This window comes from Cellulomonas sp. NPDC055163 (genome assembly GCF_053607065.1).
Map to the genome: position 1 here is coordinate 390,057 of NZ_JBSGSU010000003.1, position 20,733 is coordinate 410,789.

Below are 20,733 nucleotides of genomic sequence, written 5' to 3' on the forward strand. Positions count from 1 at the left end.
GCCCCGACAACGGCCGAGGGGCGCCCCTGGCAGCTGCCAGGAACGCCCCTCGCCCGCACTGATCGGGAGCAGCCGATCAGACGTCGTAGTAGAGCTCGAACTCGTGGGGGTGCGGCCGCAGCCGGATCGGGTCGACCTCGTGCGAGCGCTTGTAGTCGATCCACGTCGCGATCAGGTCCGGCGTGAACACGCCGCCCGCCGTGAGGAAGTCGTGGTCGGCCTCGAGGTTGTCGAGCACCTCGGAGAGCGAGCCCGGGACCTGCTGGATGAGCGCGTGCTCCTCGGGGGGCAGCTCGTAGAGGTCCTTGTCGACCGGCTCCGGCGGCTCGATGCGGTTCTGGATGCCGTCGAGGCCGGCCATGAGCATCGCCGCGAAGGCGAGGTACGGGTTGCTCGACGGGTCGGGCACGCGGAACTCGATGCGCTTGGCCTTCGGGTTGGAGCCCGTGACCGGGATGCGGATGCACGCGGAGCGGTTGCGCGCCGAGTAGACCAGGTTGACCGGCGCCTCGAAGCCCGGGACCAGGCGGTGGTAGGAGTTCACCGTCGGGTTCGTGAACGCGAGCAGCGAGGGCGCGTGCTTGAGCAGGCCACCGATGTACCAGCGCGCCATGTCGGAGAGCCCGCCGTAGCCCTTCTCGTCGAAGAACAGCGGCTTGCCGTCCTTCCAGAGCGACTGGTGCACGTGCATGCCCGAGCCGTTGTCGCCGAAGAGCGGCTTCGGCATGAAGGTCGCGGTCTTGCCGGCCTCGTGCGCGACGTTCTTCACGACGTACTTGAACAGCTGGACCTTGTCGGCCGACTTGCCGAGCTCGTCGAAGCGGTAGTTGATCTCCGCCTGGCCGGCGGTGCCGACCTCGTGGTGCGCGCGCTCCACGCCGAGACCCAGCGCGTCGAGCTGCAGCGAGATCTTGTCGCGCAGGTCGGCGAACATGTCCACCGGCGGGACGGGGAAGTAGCCGCCCTTGTAGGGCGTCTTGTGGCCCAGGTTGCCACCCTCCTCGACGCGGCCCGTGTTCCAGGCGGCCTCGATGGAGTCGATGTAGTAGTACGAGGCGTTCTGCTTCGTCTCGAAGCGCACGTCGTCGAAGATGTAGAACTCGGCCTCGGGGGCGAAGAACGCCGTGTCCGCGATGCCGGTCGAGCGGAGGTACGCCTCGGCCTTCGCGGCGACCTGGCGCGGGTCGCGGCTGTACGGCTCGTCGGTGTACGGGTCGACGATGTGGAAGTTGATGTTCAGCGTCTTCTCGGTCCGGAACGGGTCGAGGTAGGCCGTCGAGAGGTCGGGGATGAGCTTCATGTCCGACTCGTGGATCGCCTGGAAGCCACGGATCGACGAGCCGTCGAACATCTGGCCGTCGGTGAAGAAGTCCAGGTCGAGCGAGTAGGCCGGGACGTTGAAGTGCTGCATCACGCCGGGCAGGTCACAGAACCGGACGTCGACGAACTTCACGTCCTCGCTCTTGATGAACGCCAGGACTTCCTCCGGCTTGCTGAACATCCGCTGCTCCTCGGGTTGTGAAACGCCCGCTGTCCGGGCGCCTCGAGGCTAGGTGGGGGGCGTTACCCGGCCGTGTACCTCATGTTTCCGCGCTGTTACGCGGGGGCTCCGCACGTAACGATCGGTCGCACGCGCGGGCGACGGCGGCGCCCGGTCCGCTGGTTAGGCTAGCCGCATGGAGCAGCGCGCGGGGATGGGTTCGTGGCTCGAGGGAGGCCCGTCCGGCGAGGGCCAGGGCTCGCGCCTCGGCCTGCCCGCGACGGGAGCCGGCTCGCTGGCGCCGGTCGGGCGCCGGCTCGCGGCCCTCGCGATCGACTGGGCGGTCTGCCTGCTCATCTCGGCCGCGTTCTTCGACCGTGACCCCATGGCGACGCTCGGCGTCTTCGCGCTCGAGAACGTGCTGCTCGTGAGCACGCTCGGCACGACCCTCGGGCACCGCGCGCTCGGGCTGCGCGTCCAGCGGCTGGTCAGCCCCGGCACGCCGCCCGGCGTGCTGCTCGCCCTGGTCCGGACGGTGCTGCTGTGCCTCGTCGTGCCGGCCGTCGTGTGGGACGCGGACGGCCGTGGCCTGCACGACCGCACGGCGGGGACGGTCATCGTCCGGCGTTGAGGTCCGCTGCGGCGCCGACCACCCGGGCGCCCGTCCGGCGCCCGTCGGCGTCGTGCGACGCGCGGGCCCGGGGTCAGCACGGCGGGGATCAGCGCGGCGCCTGCCACGTGAGGCTGTAGCGCCAGTACAGGTGCCGCCGCCAGCGCGCGCCCGGGAGGTGGCGGCGGGCCGCCTCGTGCACCTGGGCGTACGTCGTCCGCGGCTCGGCGATCGGTGAGCCGTGCTCCCACTCGCCCCGCAGCCGTCGCGCGACGAGCGCCGCCGGGACGCCGGCGGCGGACAGCGCCAGGTCGGCGGGGGAGCCGGCGCGGGCGAGCCCGACGACCACGACGTGCCCGCCCGGCGCCGTCAGCGCACGCAGCCGCTGCAGGCCCGCCGCCAGGTCGAGGTGGTGCAGCGTCGCGACGCACGTCACGAGGTCGTAGGCGTGGTCGTCGAGGGACGCCGTCAGCACGTCGCCCGTCACGTAGCGCAGGCGATCGTCGCCCTCGGCGGCCCGCGTCGCCCGCGCCGTCTCGGCCGGGTCGGTGTCGACGCCCGTCACCCGGGAGGCGCCCGCGGCCACGAACCGGCGCGTCAGCAGCCCCTCGCCGCTCCCCACGTCGAGCGCACGCGTGCCGGGGCGCACGTGCCGCAGCGCGAGCGGGTGGTAGTGCGTGTTGTGGTTCCAGTACGACGCCGGCACGACCGAGACCGTAGCGTGCAGGAGCGCGCTGCATCGAGCCGCGCGCGTCCGGCGCGTCGCCGCGGGCGAGGCGCCGGTCGGCCCCGGTGGCGCCGGTGCCGGGAGGGCCGGTCAGCGCCCGCGCATGCCCTTGCGGTCCGGGCGCGCGCGCATCGGGTCGATGCCCTTGGGCAGCGGCAGCCGCGCGGCACCGAGAGCGGTGAGGCGCTTGAGAACCTCGCCGGTCTCCTGCTTGGTGAGTGTCGGCTTCAGGCGCGTGACCGCACGGGGGAGCTTGCGGAGCGGCACCTGGCCCTCGCCGTTGCCGGCCTGGATCACGGTGATCGGCACGCCCGAGAGGACGCGCGCGGTGCGCTTGCGCTCGGCCTCGAGCAGCTTGGCGACGCGCGGCGCGGGGCCCTCGCCGACGAGCACGACGCCCGCCCGGCCGACGCCGCGGAACACGAGGTCCTGGGTGCGGGGGTCGACGGCGACGGGCTCCTCCGCGAACGTCCAGCCGCGCCGGATCGTGCCGAGCGCCGCGCGGGACGCGCCGGGCTGACCCTCGATCTGGGTGTAGGCGGCGGTCTCGGCGCGCCGCGCGAGGATGAACATCGCGGCGAGCACGGCGAACGGCAGGCTCACGAACAGCGCGTAGACCGGGTGGCCGGTGAGGAAGCCGATGACGAGGCCGAGCGCGATGATCCCGACGAACGCCCCGAGCACGTACCACGTGACCGCCGGGTCGTTCCGGCGGGTCATCTGGTACGCCTGCCAGACCTGGTGGTACCACCGGGTCTTCTTCACCTTGGGCGGCTTGACGGTCTTCTCGCGGGCCATGGTGGGCAAGTCTAGTCGCCGCCCGGGCCGCTGCGTGCCCGCACGCAGCCCGTGCAGCAGCGGTCAGCGGGCGAGCAGGCTCGACGCCTCCTGGCGCGACGAGCGCTCCTCGCCGAGGTGGGCCAGAGCGGCCGGGATCTCCTGCCCGCGGCGGCGCATGGCCTGACCCCACAGGCGCCCCGCGCGGTACGACGAGCGGACCAGGGGACCAGCCATGACGCCGAGGAAGCCGATGCGCTCGGCCTCGTCGGACAGCGCCACGAACTCCTCGGGGCGCACCCAGCGGGCCACGGGGTGGTGGCGCACCGAGGGGCGCAGGTACTGGGTGATCGTGATGAGGTCGCAGCCCGCGTCGTGCAGGTCCTGCAGGGCCTCGGCCGCCTCCTCCATCGTCTCGCCCATCCCGAGGATGAGGTTCGACTTGGTGACCAGGCCGGCCTCGCGTGCCGCCGTGAGCACCGACAGCGAGCGGTCGTAGCGGAAGCCCGGGCGGATCTCCTTGAAGATGCGGGGGACCGTCTCGAGGTTGTGCGCGAGGACCTCGGGGCGGGAGGAGAAGACCTCGCCGATGAGCTCGGGCACGGCGTTGAAGTCCGGGATGAGCAGCTCGACGCCGGTCCCGGCGTTGAGGGCGTGGATCCGGCGGACCGTCTCGGCGTACAGCCACGCGCCGCCGTCGGGCAGGTCGTCGCGCGCGACGCCGGTCACGGTCGCGTACTTCAGGCCCATGGCCTGGACGGACTCGGCGACGCGGCGGGGCTCGTCGGCGTCGAAGTCGGCGGGCTTGCCGGTGTCGATCTGGCAGAAGTCGCAGCGCCGCGTGCACTGGTCGCCGCCGATGAGGAAGGTCGCCTCGCGGTCCTCCCAGCACTCGAAGATGTTGGGGCAGCCCGCCTCCTCGCACACCGTGTGCAGGCCCTCGCGCTTCACCAGGCCCTTGAGCTCGCTGTACTCCGGGCCCATCGTCGCGCGCGTCTTGATCCAGTCGGGCTTCTTCTCGATCGGCGTCTGCGCGTTGCGTGCCTCGACGCGGAGCATGCGCCGGCCCTCGGGTGCGATCGTCACGTTCCTCACCCTACGTCAGCAGGTGCGGGCGCTCGCTGTGCGCAGCGGGAGGCGCGCATCACAGGTCGGCGCGGGAATAACGGGACCTCCGACCCAGGCCGCGGAGGCCTGCGAGCGCGACGCTGGAGGGGACGAGCGGGCCGAGGGCGACCGCACGACGGCGAGGGGGTTCGACATGCGCATCCTGGTGACGGTGGCCTCGCGCCACGGCGCGACGCGGGAGATCGGGACGGTCGTGGCCGACGTGCTGCGGTCCGCGGGGCACGACGTCGACGAGCTCGAGCCCGAGGACGTGGGCACGGTCGAGCCGTACGCCGCGGTCGTGCTGGGCTCCGCGGTCTACGCCGGTCGGCTCGGCACCGCGCTGCGGTACCTGGTCGAGCGGCAGGGCGGGCAGCTGCGGGCGCGGCCCGTGTGGCTGTTCTGGTCGGGGCCGGTCGGCGACCCCCTCAGCCCGCCCACGGTGCCCGACGACGTGGACGTGCTCGCCGCGCAGGTCGGGGCGCGCGCGCCGCAGGTCTTCGGGGGGAGGCTGGACCGGCGCACGCTCGGGCTCGCCGAGCGGGCGCTCGTCGCGATGATCGACGCCGAGCAGGGCGACTTCCGTGACTTCGACGCGGTCCGCGGCTGGGCCGCGGGCCTCGCCGACGAGCTCGCCCCCCACGGCGCACGGCGCTGACCCACGACGACCCGCGCAGCCCGGCCGCGGGGAAGGCGGTCAGGGCAGCGCGGGCACCACGTCCGAGGTGTCGACGTCCGAGGTGTCGGTGCGGGCGTTGTCCCCGGCGGTCCGGGCGACCGCGGTCGCCAGGCGCACCGGCGCCAGCGCGGCCTCGAGGTGCGTGCGCACGAGCGGGAGCACCTCGGCGATGCTCACGCGTCGGCCCGTCTCGGCGCTGAGCGACGTGACGTCCGCGTCGGCGATCCCGCACGGCACGATCCGGCCGAACGCGTCGAGGTCCGGCTCGCAGTTGAGCGCGAAGCCGTGCATCGTCACGCCCTGGGCGACCCGGACGCCGATCGCGGCGACCTTGCGCTCCCGCAGCGGGCCGCGCGGTCCGTCGTCCTCGGCCGCGAACCACACGCCGGAGCGCCCCTCGACCCGGACGGCGGTGAGGCCCAGGTCGGCGCACGTGCGGATCAGGGTCTCCTCGAGGGCACGCACGTAGCGCACGACGTCGATGGGCTGCGCGAGCCGGACGATCGGGTAGCCGACGAGCTGGCCCGGACCGTGCCAGGTGATGCGCCCGCCGCGGTCCACGTCGACCACGGGCGTGCCGTCGACCGGCCGGTCCCACGACGCCGTCCGGCGGCCCGCGGTGTACACGTCCTCGTGCTCGCACAGGAGCACGGTGTCCTCGCGGGTGCCCGCGGCGACCTCCGCGTGCACCTCGCGCTGGAGGTCCCACGTCGGCCGGTACGGCTGGAGCCGGGCACCCAGGTCGAGCTCGACGAACTGCATGGCGCCAGGCTAACCCGGGGCCCGCGCACCGGCGGCGTGACGGTCGTCGCACCGGCCCTCCGCACGTGGCGCGCGCTCGTGGGTGCGGCTCGCTGCGACGGCTCGGGCGTGCCGCTCAGGCGGTGCGGTCCTGCCCGCGGCACACGTCGCCGGGGTCGTCGCCGCCCCTGTCCGTGGGTCGAGGGTCGGCAGCGGGGGCGTGCGCGTCGTCCGTCGGCCCCGTCCCCGTCGCCGGCCGGGCGACGACCGCCAGCAGCGCCCGCAGCTGCTCGACCTGCTCGGGGGTGAGCCCGCGGGTCGTCATGGCCTCGGCGGGGCGACGGTCGGCCGCCTTCACGGCGACCGCGCGGCCCGCCTCCGTGATCGCGAGGACGACCTTGCGCCGGTCGGTGGCGTGCGGCGCCCGCGTCACGTACCCGGTGCGCTCCATGCGGGCGAGGATGCGGCTCATCGTCTGCTCGGTCACGCTGCACGCGTCCGCGAGCTCACGCTGCGAGCGGGGCTCGTGCGCGAGGAGGACGAGCACGGGCAGGCTCGCGTGGTTGAGGTCCCACCCGGCGAGGTGGGCGTTCCACTCACGCTCGACGCGCCGCGCGGCGGCGGACAGCAACCGGCCGACCGGCCAGCTCATGGGGTCGTCGGAGGCCATCCGCGCCCAGGGGGCTGCCGGACCGGGAGCACGCGCGTCGTCGCCCACACCCACCCCGTCCCGCGCCTCGGCGCTCGCCCGGATGCTCAGCATGCTGAGCACGTGTTGCGCGTCGCGCAGCACTCCCTCATGATACTCAGCATGCTGAGTAAATCTGGTCGGGCGGCACTGCGCGCGCTGGCTCTCGTCGCCGTCCTCGCCGTCTGGCTCGCCGTCGGAGCGTTCGGGGGGATGGCGCAGGGCAAGCTCTCGCAGGTCCAGACCAACGACTCGGCCGCGTTCCTGCCCTCGTCCGCGGAGTCCACACGTGCGGCCGAGGCGGGGCGCGCCTTCGTCGACTCGGAGACCCTACCCGTGCTCGTCGTGCTCGAGGCGCAGGGCGGAGGCGCCCTGTCACCCGAGCAGATCACCGCGGTCCAGGAGTTCGCCGGGACTGTCCCGGATGTCCCGATCCCGGGGGCCGACGCGGCCGCCGGCGACCCCGCGACGCTCGCGGACGTGCTCACCGGCCCGGCCGTCGCGGTCCCGTCCGAGGACGGCGAGGCGGTGCTCGTCCCGCTCTCCCTCGACGGCGATGCCGCCGAGGGACGCCTCGCGGACGACGAGAGCGTGACCGGTGCGTCCGTCCAGGCGCTGCGCGACGCGCTCGTGGCCGAGCTCGGGGCGAGCGCGGACGACGCCGGGGAGCTCGGGCTCCAGGCGTGGGTCACCGGACCCGGCGGATTCGTCGCCGACCTGTCCAACGCGTTCGGCGGCATCGACGGCGTGCTCCTGCTCGTCGCGCTCGGCGCGGTCCTGCTCATCCTCGTGATCGTGTACCGCTCGCCGTTCCTGCCGTTCGTCGTGATCTTCTCCGCGGTGTTCGCGCTGTGCGCGGCCGCGCTCGTCGTCTACCAGCTCGCCGCGAACGACGTCCTCACGCTCAACGGGCAGTCGCAGGGCATCCTCTCGATCCTCGTCGTCGGCGCCGCGGTGGACTACGCGCTCCTGCTGGTCGCGCGGTACCGCGAGGAGCTGCGCGGCGTGCAGAGCCCGTTCACCGCGATGCACCGGGCGGTGCGGGCGTCGATCGAGCCCATCGCCGCGAGCGCCGGCACCGTGATCGCCGGGCTGCTGTGCCTCCTGCTCTCGGACCTGAAGTCCAACTCGAGCCTCGGCCCGGTCGCGGCGATCGGCATCGCGTCCGCGTTCGTCGCGTCGCTCACGCTCCTGCCGGCGCTGCTGCTCGTCCTCGGGTCCCGCTCGCGCGCGCTGTTCTGGCCGAGCCGGCCCCAGGTCGTCGCGGGCGCGGAGCACGACGGCCCGGGCCACCGGCGGCCCACCGCCGAGGTGCTCACGGGTGTGTGGGGCCGGGTCGCACGGTTCGTCGGCCGTCGCGCGCGGCAGGTGTGGGTCTCGACGGCGCTGGTCCTCGTCGCCTGCGCGGCGTTCCTGCCGACCCTGGACGCGAGCGGCACCAACCAGTCGGACGTCTTCCTCGTCGAGGTCGACGCCGTCGCCGGCGAGCAGGTCCTCTCCGACCACTTCCCGGCGGGCGCGACCCAGCCGATCCTCGTCGTGGCGCCCGAGGAAGACCTCGATGCCGTCGTGCGGACGGCCGAGGGCGTCGACGGCGTCGACGCGGTGACGGTCTACACGGGCGAGAGCGGCGGGGCGCCCGGAGGCGTCGGAGGACCCGCCGCCGAGCCCGCCCCCCCGGTGGTCGTCGACGGGCGCGTCCGCGTCGACGTCGCGACGCAGGAGGCCGCCGACACCCAAGCCGCCGTGAGCACCGTCGAGGACCTGCGCGAGGCCCTCGCGGACGTCTCGCCCGACGCGCTCGTCGGCGGCGCGGCGGCGCAGACGCTCGACACCCAGGTCGCCGGCGCACGGGACCTGCGGGTCATCGTCCCGGTCGTGCTGGGCGTGATCCTCCTCATCCTCATGCTGCTGCTGCGCTCGGTCGTCGCCGCGGTGCTGCTCGTGCTCGCGAACGTGCTGTCGTTCGGTGCGGCGCTCGGCGTCGGGGCGGTCGTGTTCAACCACGTGCTCGGCTACCCGGGGGCCGACCCCGCGGTGCCGCTCTACGCGTTCACGTTCCTCGTCGCGCTGGGGGTCGACTACTCGATCTTCCTCATGACGCGCGTGCGCGAGGAGGCCCTGCAGGTCGGCACGCGCGAGGGCGTGCTGCGCGGGCTCGCCGTCACCGGGGGCGTCATCACGTCCGCCGGCATCGTGCTCGCGGCGACGTTCAGCGCGCTCGGCGTCATCCCGCTCCTGTTCCTCGCGCAGCTCGCGTTCCTCGTCGCGTTCGGGGTCCTGCTCGACACGTTCGTCGTCCGCAGCCTGCTCGTCCCGGCGCTCGTGCACGACCTCGGCCGGCGCACGTGGTGGCCGAGCCCGCTCGGGCGCCTCGACCGGTCGCCCGGCGTCGCCGAACGCTCCCGGGAGGCCGCGCCGGTGCCCTGAGCGTCGCGCGCACCGACCCGCGACGCGGGTGACGCGGGGTGCCGCGCGGTGCTGCCCGCGCCGTAGGTTGGGGCTCATGAGCGAGTCCCTGCGGGTCGGGTTGGTCGGGTACGGGTCGGCGGGACGGGGCATCCACGCCCGGCTGCTGCGCGAGGTCGGAGCGCGGGTCACGCACGTCGTGAGCCGCAACCCCGAGCGGTCCGCGCAGGCGCGCGCCGACTGGGCCGGCGTCGTCGTCGAGCCGGACGTCGCCGGGCTGCTCGGGCACGCCGCCGAGCTCGACGTCGTCGTGGTCGCGAGCCCGACGGGCGAGCACGTGGCGCACGTGCGCGCCGCCCTCGGGGCCGGCCTGCCCGTCGTCGTGGACAAGCCCCTCGCGCCGAGCACCGCCGAGGCGCGTGAGCTCGCGGTCGAGGCCGAGCGCTCCGGCGGGCACCTGACGGTCTTCCAGAACCGCCGCTGGGACCCCGAGCAGCTCACGCTGCTGGGCCTGCTGCACGACGGGCGGCTCGGGCGCGTGCACCGCTTCGAGCGGCGCTGGGAGCGGTGGCGCCCCGTCCCGCAGCAGCGCTGGAAGGAGAACGACACGCGAGCCGGCGGGCTGCTGCTCGACCTCGGTGCCCACCTCGTCGACTCCGCCGTCCAGCTGTTCGGCCCGGTCGAGAGCGTGTACGCCGAGCTGCGCGCCCTCACGACGCCTGCGGAGGACGACGTGTTCCTGGCGGTGCGGCACGCCGCTCCCGACGGCGGCCCCGGTGTCCTCAGCCACCTCCAGGCGGGTGCGCTCGTCGGTGCACCCGGTCCACGGACCCGCGTCCTCGGCGACAAGGGCGCCTACCTCGTCACGAGCTTCGAGGGCGAGCCGACGCCGTTCGCGTCGCTCGACGAGCGGCACACCCACGACGACGCCGGTCCGCGCGGGGTGCTCGGGGGGGCGCCGCGCGTCACGGGCGACGAGCACGAGGGCTGGCTCGTGCACGGACGCGACCGGGTGCCCGTCCCGCGCGCGCCCGGCGGCCACGCCGACTACTACCGCGCCGTCGCGGCGTGGGTCCTCGACGGCGGGCCCGTGCCGGTCGACCCGTGGGACGCCGTGCGCACCGCGGGCGTGCTCGACGCCGCCCGGGTGTCGGCGCGCGAGGGACGGGCCGTCGGGGTGGACCCGGCGGTCGCGGGCTGACGCCGCGGCCTCCGGTCTGCCGGGCACCGCGGCCCGTGGCCTGTGGGCAGCGGTCCGCCGAGCGCGGCAGCCAGCGGCGGCCCGGGCGGTCTGCGGTCTGCGGTCCGCGGCCTGTGGACAGCGGTCCGCCGGGCGCCGCAGCACGGTTCGATGGCGGCATGGACCGCGCTGCCCCGCCCGACGTCGCCGCTGCGCTGCTGACCGCGGGGTACCGGGTCGTCGGCCCGGTGGGTCTCGGCGCCGACGGGCCCGCGTGGTCCGCGGTGACGCTGGACGGCTCGGCCCAGCGCGTGGTCGTGCGCGTCCTGGACCTCGCGGTCGACCCTCGGCACGCCGCCCGGCTGCACCGGCTGCGCGACGTCGACCACGAGCACCTCGCCCGCCTGCGCGACGTGCTCGACCTCCCGGACGGCCGGTGCGCTCTGCTCACGGAGCACGTGCCCGGCGCCACCCTCGCGGCGCTGCACGACGCGCGCGGGCCGTGGAGCGCGGGCGAGGCCGTGACGCTCGCGATCCCCCTCGCGGACGCGCTCGCGGCCCTGCACGCCGCCGGCCTGGTGCACTCGGACGTCTCCCCGGCCAACGTCGTCGTGCGCGACGACGGCCGGCCGGTGCTCGTCGACCTCGTCAGCTGCGTCGTCGGCGGCTCCGGCACGCCGGGCTACGCCGCCCCGGAGGTCGACGACGGCGCCGCCTGCGAGCCCGAGGGAGACGTGCACGCGCTCGCGCGCACGGTGCTGCGGCACCTCGCGGTCCCGGACCCCGCGGTGGACGAGCCGTGGGACGGCGGCACGCGCGTGCGGGACCTGCTGGCCGAGGCCGCCGACCCCGACCCTGCGCTGCGGCCGACCGCGCAGGCGCTCGCGGACGCGTGCTTCCGTGCGGAGGAGCCGGAGCCGGTCGTGCTCCCGGACGCCGCCGTGCTCGCGCGCACCGAGCTGTCCCGGCTCGCCGGGCGAGGTTCACGCGACGCGACGGTCCGGCGGGCGGACCGGCGACGCGCCCGCACGGTCCGCACGCGCCGGGCGCTCGTGGGGGTGGTCGCCGCGGCGGTCGTGCTCGTCGTGGGTGCCGTCGCCCTGATCGTGACCCGGCCCTGGGTGCTGGGTGAACGGGCCCGCGCCGATCAGGCGGTCGGCAGGGAGACAGACGGGACCGGGCGCGAGGCGGAGGCCGAGGCAGCGGCCCGCGAGCTCACCGAGCGCCGCGGCGAGGTCCTCGTGGCGGGCGACCCGGCCGCGCTCGACGAGGTCGAGGTCCCCGGCTCCGCCGCCCACGCCGCCGACACGCAGCTGCTCGCCCGGCTCGCCGCGGACGGGCTGCGGCTCGCCGGGCTGAGCGTGGCCGTGACGGAGTCCGCGGTCGTGGGAGAGACCGCACCGGCGGCAGCGAGCGCCACGTCCGACGAGCCCGTGGACGGCGACGTGCACGTGCTCGTGACGAGTGCGACCTCGGCGCACCAGCGTGTCCGCGCCGACGGGTCCGTCCACACCGAGGTGCCGGCCGCCCCGGCACGCGCCGTCATGCTCGTCCTGCACGAGACCCCGGCGGGCTGGCGGGTGAGCGAGGTCCGAGACCCCGAGGTCAGTCCGTCGCGGTGACGTACGCCGCCGCGGAGTCGATGTCCGGGTGCACGTGCGTGAACCCGCTGTCCGTGAGCCGGCGCGGGACGGCCCGCACCGAGCCCAGGATCTCCTGGGAGAAGTCGCCGAGCCCGAGGCGCACGGCCCACGCCGGGACGGGCACGACCGCGGGGCGGTGCACGGCGCGGGCGAGCGCGGACGTCACCTCGGCGTTCGTCGCCGCCGTCGCGACGAGGTTCACCGGACCGGCGACCGGTGCCTCGAGCAGGTGCAGGACGGCGCGCACCTCGTCGGCGAGCGTGATCCAGCTCCAGTACTGCCGGCCCGAGCCCAGCGGACCCGCGACCCCGGCCCGGACGAGCGGCATGATGCGCGCCAGCGCACCCCCGCCGCGCGCGAGCACGATCCCGCTGCGCAGGTGAGCGACGCGCACGCCCGCGCGCTCGGCAGGAGCGGTCGCCGCCTCCCACTGCCGGACCACGCCGGCGAAGAACGTGTCGCCGAGCGGCTCGTCCTCGTCGAGCACGTCGTCCCCGCGGTCCCCGTACGCGCCGATGCCCGACGCCTGGAGCAGCACGGGCGGCGGTGACGCGAGCCCCGCGAGGGCCGTCGCGATCAGGCCGGTGGTCCGGGTCCGGGACAGGATCACCGCGCGCTTGCGGCTCTGCGTGAGGCGGCGCGTGCCGACGTTGACGCCGGCGAGGTTGATGACGGCGTCCGCCCCGGCGAGCGCCTCGGGGTCGAGCCGCCCGGCGTCCGGGTCCCACGCGACGTCCTCCGGGTGCCCCGGGGTGCCGCGGACGAGGCGGTGCACGGTGTCGCCCCGGCCCCTCAGCTCCGAGACCAGGGCGGTGCCGATGAGGCCGTGCGATCCAGCGACGACGATGCGCATGCGCTCACCCTAGGGAGCGGGCGGTGAACCTGCCGGGGGAGCGGCGCGCGTCTCACCGCGGATGCGCCGCGGAGCTCCGCACCTCCCCGCGGACGACGACGCCCGGGCACCCGCAGCAGCGGGTGCCCGGGCGTCGGGCGTCATGCGGTGCGGGTCAGAGGCCGACCTCGGCCTCGAACGCGCCCTCCTCGATGCGGGCCTTGACCGTCGCGAGGTAGCGCGACGCGTCCGCGCCGTCGACCAGGCGGTGGTCGTACGACAGCGACAGGTAGCACATCGACCGGATCGCGATGACCTCGCCGCCGTCCGCGTCCTTGGTGACGACCGGGCGCTTGACGATCGCACCGGTGCCGAGGATCGCCGACGTGCCGCCCGGGACGATCGGGGTGTCGAACAGCGCACCGCCGGAGCCCGTGTTGGTCACCGTGAAGGTCGCGCCGCTCAGCTCGTCGGGCGTGACCTTGTTGTCGCGGGTGCGGGCCGCGAGGTCCGCGATCTTGCGCGCGATCCCCGCGAGGTTGAGGTCGCCCGCGTCCCGGATCACCGGCGTGAGCAGCCCGCGAGGGGTGTCGACCGCGATGCTGACGTTCTCGTGCCCGTGGTACGTGATCTGGTTGCCCTCGAGCACGCCGTTGACCTTGGGGTGCACCTTGAGCGCCTCGACGGCCGCGAGCACGAAGAACGGCAGGAACGTCAGGTTCACGCCCTCACGCGCCCGGAAGCCGTCCTTGGCGCTCGCCCGCAGGCGCGCGACCTTCGTGACGTCGACCTCGATGACCGTCGTGAGCTGCGCCTGGCTGTGCAGCGCGTCGACCATGCGCTCGGCGATGATCTGGCGGAGCCGGCTCGCCTTCTCCGTCGTGCCGCGCAGCGGCGAGACCTCGACCGCAGCAGCCGGCTTCGACGCGGCGGGTGCGGGCGCGGCGGCGGGGGCCTGGGCTGCGGCACGTGCCGCCTCCTCCGCCTGGGCGGCCGCCTCGAGGACGTCCTCCTTGCGGATGCGCCCGCCCACGCCCGTGCCCGTGAGGGTCGCGACGTCGACGCCCTTCTCCGCCGCGAGCTTACGGACGAGCGGGGTCAGGTACGTCCCCGACGCGGATGCGCTCGGGGCGGGAGCCGACGGCGCGCTCGGCGCGGGTGCCGGGGTCTCCTGCGGCGCCGGCGCTGCGGGCTCGGCGGCGGGCTGCGGGGCCGGCGGCGCGGCCGGTGCCTGGGCCTCGTCGGGGGCGGCGACCTGCGGCGACGCCTCCGTCGCCGGGGCCGACGGCTGCTCCTGCGCGGCGGGGGCCTCGGCGGGCTGCGCCGGGGCCTCGGCGGGTGCGGCGGCACCGGAGCCGATCACGGCCAGGACGGCCCCGACCTCGACGGTCTCGTCCTCCTGGACGCGGATCTCCTGGAGCGTGCCGGCGAGCGGCGAGGGGATCTCGGTGTCGACCTTGTCGGTCGAGATCTCGAGGAGCGGCTCGTCGACCGCGACCTCGTCGCCCACGGCCTTGAGCCACCGCGTCACGGTGCCCTCGGTCACGGACTCGCCGAGCGCCGGGAGCGTGACGTTCTCGCCACCGCCCGACGGGGCGGACGGCGCCGCAGGCTGCTCGGCCGGCGCGGCCGCTGCCTCGGGCTGCTCGGGAGCGGCAGGCTGCTCGGGGGCGGGGGCCTGCTCCTGAGGGGCGGGCGCCTCGGCGGCGGGCTGCTCGGCCGCCGGCTCGGCGGGGGCGGAACCGCCGCCCTCGCCGGAGCCGATCACGGCGAGGTTCGCGCCGACCTCGACGGTCTCGTCCTCCTGCACGAGGATCTGCTCGAGCACGCCGGCGAACGGCGAGGGGATCTCGGTGTCGACCTTGTCGGTCGAGATCTCGAGCAGCGGCTCGTCGACCTCGACGGTCTCGCCGACCTGCTTGAGCCAGCGGGTGACGGTTCCTTCGGTGACGGACTCGCCGAGGGCGGGGAGCTGCACGTTGTCGGACATGACCGCTCGTTCTCCTTCGATCGTGGGGTCAGTTGTGGGCGTGCAGCGGCTTGCCGGCGAGCGCGAGGTGCGCCTCCCCGAGGGCCTCGTTCTGCGTGGGGTGGGCGTGCACGAGCGCGGCGACGTCCTCGGGGTAGGCCTCCCAGTTCACGATGAGCTGGCCCTCCCCGATGAGCTCGCCGACGCGCGCGCCGATCATGTGGACACCGATGACCGGGCCGTCCTTCTGGCGGACGAGCTTGACGAAGCCGGCGGTGCCGAGGATCTGGCTCTTGCCGTTGCCACCGAGGTTGTACTCGAGGACCTCGACCGCGTCGGCCCCGTGGACCTCCTTGGCCTTGGCCTCGGTGAGGCCGACGGAGGCGACCTCGGGCTCGGAGTAGGTGACGCGCGGGATGCCCGACTCGACGATCGGCTGCGGGTTCAGTCCCGCGATCTCCTCGGCGACGAAGATGCCCTGCGCGAACCCGCGGTGCGCGAGCTGGAGCCCGGGGACGATGTCGCCGACCGCGTAGACGTTCCCGACGCCGGTGTGCAGGCGCTCGTTCGTGATCACGAAGCCGCGGTCGAGCGTGAGGCCCTGCTCCTCGTAGCCGAGGTCCGCGGTGCGCGGCCCGCGACCGACCGCGACGAGCAGGTACTCGGCGTCAAACGTCTTGCCGTCCTCGAGCGAGACGTGCACGCCGTTCTCGTCCTGCGTGACGCCGGCGAACCGCACGCCGAGGTTGAACTTGATGCCGCGCTTGCGGAACGCGCGCTCGAACGCCTTGGACAGCGCCTCGTCCTCGTTCGCGACGAGGTGGGGGAGCGCCTCGATGATCGTGACGTCCGCGCCGAAGGACTTCCACACGCTCGCGAACTCCGAGCCGATGACGCCGCCGCCGAGCACGATGACCGACGTCGGGACCTCGGCGAGGTCGAGCGCCTCGGTCGACGTGAGGATCCTGCCGCCGATCTCGAGACCCGGCAGCGAGCGGGCGTACGAGCCGGTCGCGACGACGACGTGCTTGCCGGTGTACCGCTGGCCGTCGACCTCGACGGTGTCCTTCGCGACGAGGCGCCCGTGGCCCTCGATCACGGTGATCTTGCGCGACTTGATCAGGCCCTGGAGGCCCTTGTACAGCCGGCCGATGACCGAGTCCTTGTACTGCTGCACGCCGGTCATGTCGATGCTCTTGAGCTCGGTGTGCACACCGAAGTGCGCACCGTCCCGGGCGTCGTCGGCGAGCTGGGCGGCGTGCAGGAACGCCTTGGTCGGGATGCAGCCCCAGTGCAGGCAGGTGCCGCCGAGCTTGCTCTCCTCGACGAGAGCCACGTTGAGGCCGAGCTGGGCGCCGCGGAGCGCAGCCGCGTAGCCACCACTCCCTCCGCCCAGGACGACGATGTCGAAAGCGGATCCGGTCGTGTCGGCCACGTGCAACTCCTCAGCGCAATTCTGTGCAGGCGTGTGGTGGGCTGGGTGCTCGCCGACCATCTTGTCACCGTAGGGCCCGCCGAACGAACCGGACCAGCCACGACGCGGTGTGACGCTCCGAACAGTCATCCCATGACTCGAGCGGCCGCCGGTGCACGGGCCCGCGGGCGAGGTCCACGCGGCTCCCAGCACGCGCCCAGGTGCGGCCGCTACCCTCCACGGATGGGCCTGTTCGCACGCCGCCGTCGCCGCGCACCGGGGAGCACGGAGGCCGCCCCCACCGGGCGCGCCGCGCAGCAGGCCACGGTCGCGCACCTCCGGGAGTTCGTCGACACCCGCGTCGGGGTCGAGGCGTACGTCGAGCCGCAGACGAACGTGACCCAGACGACGCTCATGCTCATCGCGACGACGGGGGAGTGGACGCGCCGTCGGGTACCGGACGCGCGAGCCGCGCACGAGCTCGCCCGCGGCCTGGGCATCCCGGTGTACGACGTGCAGCGCACGGGCTACCCGCAGCGGATGCGCGACTGGAACTCCCGCCAGCGGATCGAGCGGCGCCGCGAGAACGCGCGCGAGGCCGGTCTGCACTGACCCGGCCCCGCGCGTCCCCTGCGTGCGTCCCGCCCGCTCAGCGTCCGGCGTGGCCCCGCTGCTCGAGGAACGCGAGCAGCGTGCGCACGCCGACCCCGGTGCCCCCGACGGGCGTGTACCCGTGGGCGGTCTTCTCGTTGAACGCGGGCCCGGCGATGTCGAGGTGGGCCCACGGCGTCCCGCCGGTGAACTCCTGCAGGAAGATCCCGGCGGTGAGCATCCCGCCGAACCGGTCCCCGATGTTGGCGAGGTCCGCGACCTTCGACTTCAGCCCGGCGCGCAGGTCCGCCGGCAGCGGCATGGGCCAGAACAGCTCGCCCGAGCCCTCGGCGGCGGCGATGACCTCGCCGCGCACCGCGTCGGTGCCCATGACGGCGGAGACACGGTTGCCGAGCGCGATGAGCTGGGCGCCCGTGAGCGTCGCGATGTCGAGCACGACGTCGGGCTTCTCCTCGGTCGCCGCGACGAGCCCGTCGGCGAGCACGAGCCGGCCCTCGGCGTCGGTGTTGAGCACCTCGACGGTCTTGCCGCCGCGGATCGTGAGGACGTCGGACGGGCGCTGCGCGGTGCCGGACGGCATGTTCTCGGCGAGGCACAGCCAGCCCGTGACGGCCACGGGCAGCTCGAGGCGCGCGGCCGCGAGGACCGTGTGCAGCACCGCGGCGGCGCCGGCCATGTCGGACTTCATCGCCTCCATGCCGGCTGCGGGCTTGAGGGAGATGCCGCCCGAGTCGAACGTGATGCCCTTGCCGACGAGCGCGACCTTCGCGGCCGGCTTCGACGGGGTGTACGCGACCTTGACGAGGCGCGGGCCCCGCACCGAGCCGAGGCCGACGCCGAGCAGGCCGCCGTAGCCGCCGGCGGCGAGGGCCTTCTCGTCGAGCACGGTGACCTTGAGGGCGCGTGCGCCGACCTCCTTGGCCGCGGCCTTGGCGAGGTCGGCGAACGCCGCGGGGAACAGGTCGTTGGGTGCGGTGTTCACGAGGTCCCGCACGCCGTGCACGGCGTCGGCGACGACCTCGGCGCGGCTGAGCGCGGCCTTCGCCTCGCGGTCGCGCACGAGCGGCGTGACGACCTGCAGCGTCCCGACGGGCGCCGACCTCGCCGCGGTGTCGGCGCCGCGGTAGCGCATGTAGGCGTAGGCACCGAGCAGCGCGCCCTCGGCCACGGCCGCGAGCGAGGCCACGTCGGTGGCGGGCAGCGCGACGGCGACCGACGCGACGCCGGTGAGCTCGCGCGTCGCCGCTCCTGCCGCACGGCGCAGCGTCTCCGGCGTCACGGCGTCGAGCGGGCCGACGCCGGTGAGCACGAGGACCGCGGCCTTGAGGCGTCCCGCGCTGGGCAGGCGCCGCACCTCGTCCTGGTCGCCCGAGATCCCGAGCGCCACGGCGTGCGCCGTCATCTCGGTGCGCACGTCCTGCGGGAGGGCGTCGGGGTCGAGCAGGCGCGGGCCCTGGTCGGTCCGGGCGACGCCGACCACGAGGGCGTCGACGTCGAGGTGGGCAGGGTCCTGGGAGGTGAGGGTCGCTCGGGGCACGCGTCGATGGTAGACCGCGACCACCCCCAGCCCCCCGGCGGGCAGCCCCGGCCACCCGACAGGCCCCCGGGGCGCTGGGACGGAGGTCACGCGGCCGGCGGCCGGTGGCGGCCGGGTCCGACGGGTAGCGTGGTCGCCCGTGCCAGGCCCCCTCACCGCGCTCGTCGCGGCCACGTCCCTCGCGCTCGCGGCGTGGGCGCTGTGGTTCGTCGTGCGCGACCGCGCCGTGGTCCTGCGTCAGCTCTGGGGCGGTGCCGTCGTCGTGGGTCTGCTCGTCGTCCAGGCCGTCGTCGCCGGCGTCCTCCTCGCGCAGGGCGCGGCCTCGCCCGACCCCGCGCTGTTCTGGGGGTACGTGCTGACCCAGCTGATCCTGCTGCCGCTCGCCGCCGCCTGGGCGTTCGCGGAGCGCACCCGGTGGAGCTCGGTGGTGCTCCTGGGTGCCGCCCTGACGGTCGCGTTCCTCGAGCTGCGCCTGACCCAGATCTGGGCCGCATGAGCGCCGCACCCGGCCCTCGCCCCGGTGGCGCGCGGCCCACGAGCACGGCGTCCGGTCCGGGTCGGGCGCTCGTCGCCGTGTACGGGATCTTCGCGCTCGCGGCGAGCGCACGTGCGGCCTACCAGATCGCCACGAAGCTCGACGAGGCGCCGCTCGCGTACGGGCTCTCGGCGCTCTCGGCCCTCGTCTACGTGCTCGCGACGGTCGCGCTCGCGCGCGGCGGCGGGCGGTGGCGCACGGTCGCCTGGGTCGCGGTGGGCATCGAGCTCGTGGGTGTGCTCACGGTCGGCGCGCTCTCGCTGCTCGACGCCGGGGACCTCCCGGACGAGACCGTCTGGTCCGGGTTCGGCCAGGGCTACGGCTACGTCCCGCTCGTGCTGCCGTTCCTCGGGCTCGCGTGGCTGTGGCGCACGCGGCCGGCGGGCGGCGGTGGCCCCACGGCCTGACCGTGCGCGCTGCGGGCCAGCGCGGTCGCTGCCGCCGGGTGCCGTGCCGCGGCGGCTAGGTTGTCAGCCGTGTACAGCCTCCTGTTCCGACTCGTCCTGTGCCGCCTCGACCCCGAGCGGGCGCACGAGCTCGCGTTCGCGCTGATCCGGCTCGTCGGCGAGGTGCCGCCGCTGCGGGCGGTCGTCGGACGGTTCACGGCCCCTCCGCCCGCGGCACCGGTGACGGCGCTCGGCCGCCCGTTCCCCGCGCGGTTCGGCCTGGCTGCGGGCTTCGACAAGAACGCCCGGGCGGTCCCCGGGCTCGTGATGCTCGGGTTCGGCTTCGTCGAGGTCGGCACGGTCACCGCGCACCCGCAGCCGGGCAACGACAAGCCACGGCTGTGGCGCGTGCTCGGCCAGCGCGCGCTGCGCAACCGCATGGGCTTCAACAACGAGGGCTCGTCCGCGGTGGCGCTCCGCCTGCGCCGGCTGCGCGCGACCCCCCGGGGCCGGTCCCTGGTCGTGGGCGTGAACATCGGCAAGACCAAGGTGACCCCGGCCGAGGACGCGCCCGCCGACTACGCCACGAGCGCCGGGCGGCTCGCCCCGTACGCGGACTACCTCGTCGTCAACGTGTCCTCCCCGAACACGCCCGGCCTGCGCGACCTGCAGTCCGTCGAGGCGCTGCGCCCGATCCTCGAGGCCACGCGCGCCGCCGCCGACGAGGCGACGGAGCGGGCGGGCCGGCCGCGCGTCCCGCTCCTGGTCAAGATCGCTCCCGACCTGTCCGACGACGACGTCGACGCGGTCGCCGACCTCGCGCTCGATCTCGGGCTCGACGGCGTCGTCGCGGTCAACACGACGATCGCCCACGACCTCGGCCCGGGCGGGCTGTCCGGTCCGCCCGTCCTCGCGCGCGGCCTCGATGTCGTCGCGCGTCTGCGCACGCGGCTCGGACCTGACCCCGTCGTGATCGGCGTCGGCGGCATCACGACGGCCGCGGACGCCCGCGAGTACGTCGCCGTCGGTGCGACGCTCGTGCAGGGGTACACCGGGCTGATCTACCGTGGCCCCTTCTGGGCCGCGGGCGTCAACCGCGCGCTGGCAGCCGACGCCGCGCGCTCCGCGGCACGTGCGGGAGGCAGCTGATGGTGGTCCGGCCGCAGTGGGAGTGGACGTTCGACGACGCCGACGGCACGCACCTCGACCGGCCCGGCAGCCCGGCGTTCTCGAACCAGTACGACGCCGAGCAGTGGCTCGGCGAGCAGTGGCGCGCGCTCGCGGCAGGAGGGGCGCACTCGGCGCAGCTGCTGCACGACGGCACGCCCGCCACACCGCCGCTCGTCCTGCACGTGCCCTAGCGCACGAGGGCCTCCGGCGACTCGTCGTGCACGTGCCGCCGGGGCG

20 protein-coding genes are annotated in these 20,733 nt (G+C 74.9%); 10 read left to right on the forward strand and 10 right to left on the reverse strand.

The window, feature by feature from the left end:
- Positions 1-76: 76 nt before the first annotated feature.
- Positions 77-1,501, reverse strand: a complete 1,425-nt coding sequence (gene glnA / locus ACWFNE_RS08005; protein ID WP_452121892.1) for a type I glutamate--ammonia ligase — start codon at positions 1,499-1,501, stop codon at positions 77-79.
- 175 nt (positions 1,502-1,676) lie between these two features.
- Here glnA and ACWFNE_RS08010 point away from each other — a divergent pair, with 175 nt between their 5' ends.
- On the forward strand, positions 1,677-2,111 hold the full coding sequence (locus tag ACWFNE_RS08010) for an RDD family protein (RefSeq protein ID WP_452121893.1): 435 nt from the start codon (positions 1,677-1,679) through the stop codon (positions 2,109-2,111).
- An 88-nt stretch (positions 2,112-2,199) separates the two neighbouring features.
- Here ACWFNE_RS08010 and ACWFNE_RS08015 read toward each other — a convergent pair whose 3' ends face one another.
- From ACWFNE_RS08015 to lipA, 3 genes are all read right to left on the reverse strand, one after another.
- Entirely contained in the window at positions 2,200-2,796 is a 597-nt protein-coding gene (locus ACWFNE_RS08015; RefSeq protein ID WP_452121894.1) for a class I SAM-dependent methyltransferase, read from the reverse strand.
- Between the two features lie 111 nt (positions 2,797-2,907).
- Positions 2,908-3,615, reverse strand: a complete 708-nt coding sequence (locus tag ACWFNE_RS08020; RefSeq protein ID WP_452121895.1) for a DUF4191 domain-containing protein — start codon at positions 3,613-3,615, stop codon at positions 2,908-2,910.
- Between the two features lie 63 nt (positions 3,616-3,678).
- Positions 3,679-4,680, reverse strand: coding sequence for a lipoyl synthase (lipA, locus tag ACWFNE_RS08025; RefSeq protein WP_183294518.1), 1,002 nt, complete (start codon positions 4,678-4,680; stop codon positions 3,679-3,681).
- A gap of 175 nt (positions 4,681-4,855) precedes the next feature.
- Between lipA and ACWFNE_RS08030 the strand changes: the two genes are divergently transcribed.
- Positions 4,856-5,359, forward strand: coding sequence for a flavodoxin domain-containing protein (locus ACWFNE_RS08030; RefSeq protein ID WP_452121896.1), 504 nt, complete (start codon positions 4,856-4,858; stop codon positions 5,357-5,359).
- A gap of 39 nt (positions 5,360-5,398) precedes the next feature.
- On the opposite strand, the gene lipB is transcribed toward ACWFNE_RS08030, so the two are convergent.
- Both lipB and ACWFNE_RS08040 read right to left on the reverse strand, forming a co-directional pair.
- Complete coding sequence (gene lipB / locus ACWFNE_RS08035; RefSeq protein ID WP_452121897.1) at positions 5,399-6,142, reverse strand: lipoyl(octanoyl) transferase LipB; 744 nt, start codon at positions 6,140-6,142, stop codon at positions 5,399-5,401.
- A gap of 115 nt (positions 6,143-6,257) precedes the next feature.
- Positions 6,258-6,914 (reverse strand): MarR family winged helix-turn-helix transcriptional regulator, encoded by a 657-nt coding sequence (locus ACWFNE_RS08040; protein WP_452121898.1) that lies wholly within the window; start codon positions 6,912-6,914, stop codon positions 6,258-6,260.
- Positions 6,915-6,920: 6 nt separating this feature from the next.
- Between ACWFNE_RS08040 and ACWFNE_RS08045 the strand changes: the two genes are divergently transcribed.
- The 3 genes from ACWFNE_RS08045 to ACWFNE_RS08055 all read left to right on the forward strand — a co-directional run bounded on the left by ACWFNE_RS08045 (position 6,921) and on the right by ACWFNE_RS08055 (position 12,020).
- Entirely contained in the window at positions 6,921-9,239 is a 2,319-nt protein-coding gene (locus ACWFNE_RS08045) for an MMPL family transporter (protein WP_452121899.1), read from the forward strand.
- A 76-nt stretch (positions 9,240-9,315) separates the two neighbouring features.
- The gene (locus ACWFNE_RS08050) at positions 9,316-10,419 is read left to right on the forward strand and encodes a Gfo/Idh/MocA family protein (protein WP_452121900.1); all 1,104 of its coding nucleotides are present in this window, start codon (positions 9,316-9,318) and stop codon (positions 10,417-10,419) included.
- Positions 10,420-10,577: 158 nt separating this feature from the next.
- Positions 10,578-12,020, forward strand: coding sequence for a protein kinase domain-containing protein (locus ACWFNE_RS08055; protein WP_452121901.1), 1,443 nt, complete (start codon positions 10,578-10,580; stop codon positions 12,018-12,020).
- Here the strand turns inward: ACWFNE_RS08055 and ACWFNE_RS08060 are convergent.
- From ACWFNE_RS08060 to lpdA, 3 genes are all read right to left on the reverse strand, one after another.
- A complete protein-coding gene (locus ACWFNE_RS08060) occupies positions 12,004-12,894 on the reverse strand; it encodes a TIGR01777 family oxidoreductase (protein ID WP_452121902.1) in 891 nt (296 codons plus the stop codon). The two genes, ACWFNE_RS08055 and ACWFNE_RS08060, sit on opposite strands and share 17 nt — an antisense overlap.
- A gap of 154 nt (positions 12,895-13,048) precedes the next feature.
- Complete coding sequence (sucB, locus tag ACWFNE_RS08065) at positions 13,049-14,863, reverse strand: 2-oxoglutarate dehydrogenase, E2 component, dihydrolipoamide succinyltransferase (protein ID WP_452121903.1); 1,815 nt, start codon at positions 14,861-14,863, stop codon at positions 13,049-13,051.
- A 28-nt stretch (positions 14,864-14,891) separates the two neighbouring features.
- Positions 14,892-16,277, reverse strand: a complete 1,386-nt coding sequence (lpdA, locus tag ACWFNE_RS08070; RefSeq protein WP_452121904.1) for a dihydrolipoyl dehydrogenase — start codon at positions 16,275-16,277, stop codon at positions 14,892-14,894.
- Between the two features lie 222 nt (positions 16,278-16,499).
- Here lpdA and ACWFNE_RS08075 point away from each other — a divergent pair, with 222 nt between their 5' ends.
- On the forward strand, positions 16,500-16,868 hold the full coding sequence (locus ACWFNE_RS08075; RefSeq protein ID WP_452121905.1) for an oxidoreductase: 369 nt from the start codon (positions 16,500-16,502) through the stop codon (positions 16,866-16,868).
- A 37-nt stretch (positions 16,869-16,905) separates the two neighbouring features.
- On the opposite strand, the gene ACWFNE_RS08080 is transcribed toward ACWFNE_RS08075, so the two are convergent.
- Complete coding sequence (locus tag ACWFNE_RS08080) at positions 16,906-18,405, reverse strand: leucyl aminopeptidase (protein WP_452121906.1); 1,500 nt, start codon at positions 18,403-18,405, stop codon at positions 16,906-16,908.
- A 139-nt stretch (positions 18,406-18,544) separates the two neighbouring features.
- Between ACWFNE_RS08080 and ACWFNE_RS08085 the strand changes: the two genes are divergently transcribed.
- The 4 genes from ACWFNE_RS08085 to ACWFNE_RS08100 all read left to right on the forward strand — a co-directional run bounded on the left by ACWFNE_RS08085 (position 18,545) and on the right by ACWFNE_RS08100 (position 20,687).
- A complete protein-coding gene (locus ACWFNE_RS08085; protein WP_452121907.1) occupies positions 18,545-18,901 on the forward strand; it encodes a hypothetical protein in 357 nt (118 codons plus the stop codon).
- Positions 18,898-19,347: a hypothetical protein gene (locus ACWFNE_RS08090; protein ID WP_452121908.1), complete on the forward strand. Its 450-nt coding sequence runs from the start codon at positions 18,898-18,900 to the stop codon at positions 19,345-19,347. The genes ACWFNE_RS08085 and ACWFNE_RS08090 overlap by 4 nt, the downstream gene beginning before the upstream one ends.
- Before the next feature lie 69 nt (positions 19,348-19,416).
- Positions 19,417-20,475 carry a quinone-dependent dihydroorotate dehydrogenase gene (locus tag ACWFNE_RS08095; RefSeq protein ID WP_452121909.1) on the forward strand — a complete coding sequence of 353 codons (1,059 nt, stop codon included), beginning with the start codon at positions 19,417-19,419 and terminating at the stop codon, positions 20,473-20,475.
- Positions 20,475-20,687, forward strand: coding sequence for a hypothetical protein (locus ACWFNE_RS08100; RefSeq protein ID WP_452121910.1), 213 nt, complete (start codon positions 20,475-20,477; stop codon positions 20,685-20,687). The genes ACWFNE_RS08095 and ACWFNE_RS08100 overlap by 1 nt, the downstream gene beginning before the upstream one ends.
- Positions 20,688-20,733: the final 46 nt, after the last annotated feature.

Coding starts and splice junctions, on each gene's coding strand:
- ACWFNE_RS08030 (WP_452121896.1), top strand. CDS start 4,856: ATGCGCATCCTGGTGACGGTGGCCTCGCGCCACGGCGCGACGCGGGAG.
- glnA (WP_452121892.1), bottom strand. CDS start 1,501: ATGTTCAGCAAGCCGGAGGAAGTCCTGGCGTTCATCAAGAGCGAGGAC.
- ACWFNE_RS08010 (WP_452121893.1), top strand. CDS start 1,677: ATGGAGCAGCGCGCGGGGATGGGTTCGTGGCTCGAGGGAGGCCCGTCC.
- ACWFNE_RS08020 (WP_452121895.1), bottom strand. CDS start 3,615: ATGGCCCGCGAGAAGACCGTCAAGCCGCCCAAGGTGAAGAAGACCCGG.
- ACWFNE_RS08045 (WP_452121899.1), top strand. CDS start 6,921: ATGATACTCAGCATGCTGAGTAAATCTGGTCGGGCGGCACTGCGCGCG.
- ACWFNE_RS08100 (WP_452121910.1), top strand. CDS start 20,475: ATGGTGGTCCGGCCGCAGTGGGAGTGGACGTTCGACGACGCCGACGGC.
- ACWFNE_RS08075 (WP_452121905.1), top strand. CDS start 16,500: ATGGGCCTGTTCGCACGCCGCCGTCGCCGCGCACCGGGGAGCACGGAG.
- ACWFNE_RS08050 (WP_452121900.1), top strand. CDS start 9,316: ATGAGCGAGTCCCTGCGGGTCGGGTTGGTCGGGTACGGGTCGGCGGGA.
- lipB (WP_452121897.1), bottom strand. CDS start 6,142: ATGCAGTTCGTCGAGCTCGACCTGGGTGCCCGGCTCCAGCCGTACCGG.
- ACWFNE_RS08055 (WP_452121901.1), top strand. CDS start 10,578: ATGGACCGCGCTGCCCCGCCCGACGTCGCCGCTGCGCTGCTGACCGCG.
- sucB (WP_452121903.1), bottom strand. CDS start 14,863: ATGTCCGACAACGTGCAGCTCCCCGCCCTCGGCGAGTCCGTCACCGAA.
- ACWFNE_RS08060 (WP_452121902.1), bottom strand. CDS start 12,894: ATGCGCATCGTCGTCGCTGGATCGCACGGCCTCATCGGCACCGCCCTG.
- ACWFNE_RS08090 (WP_452121908.1), top strand. CDS start 18,898: ATGAGCGCCGCACCCGGCCCTCGCCCCGGTGGCGCGCGGCCCACGAGC.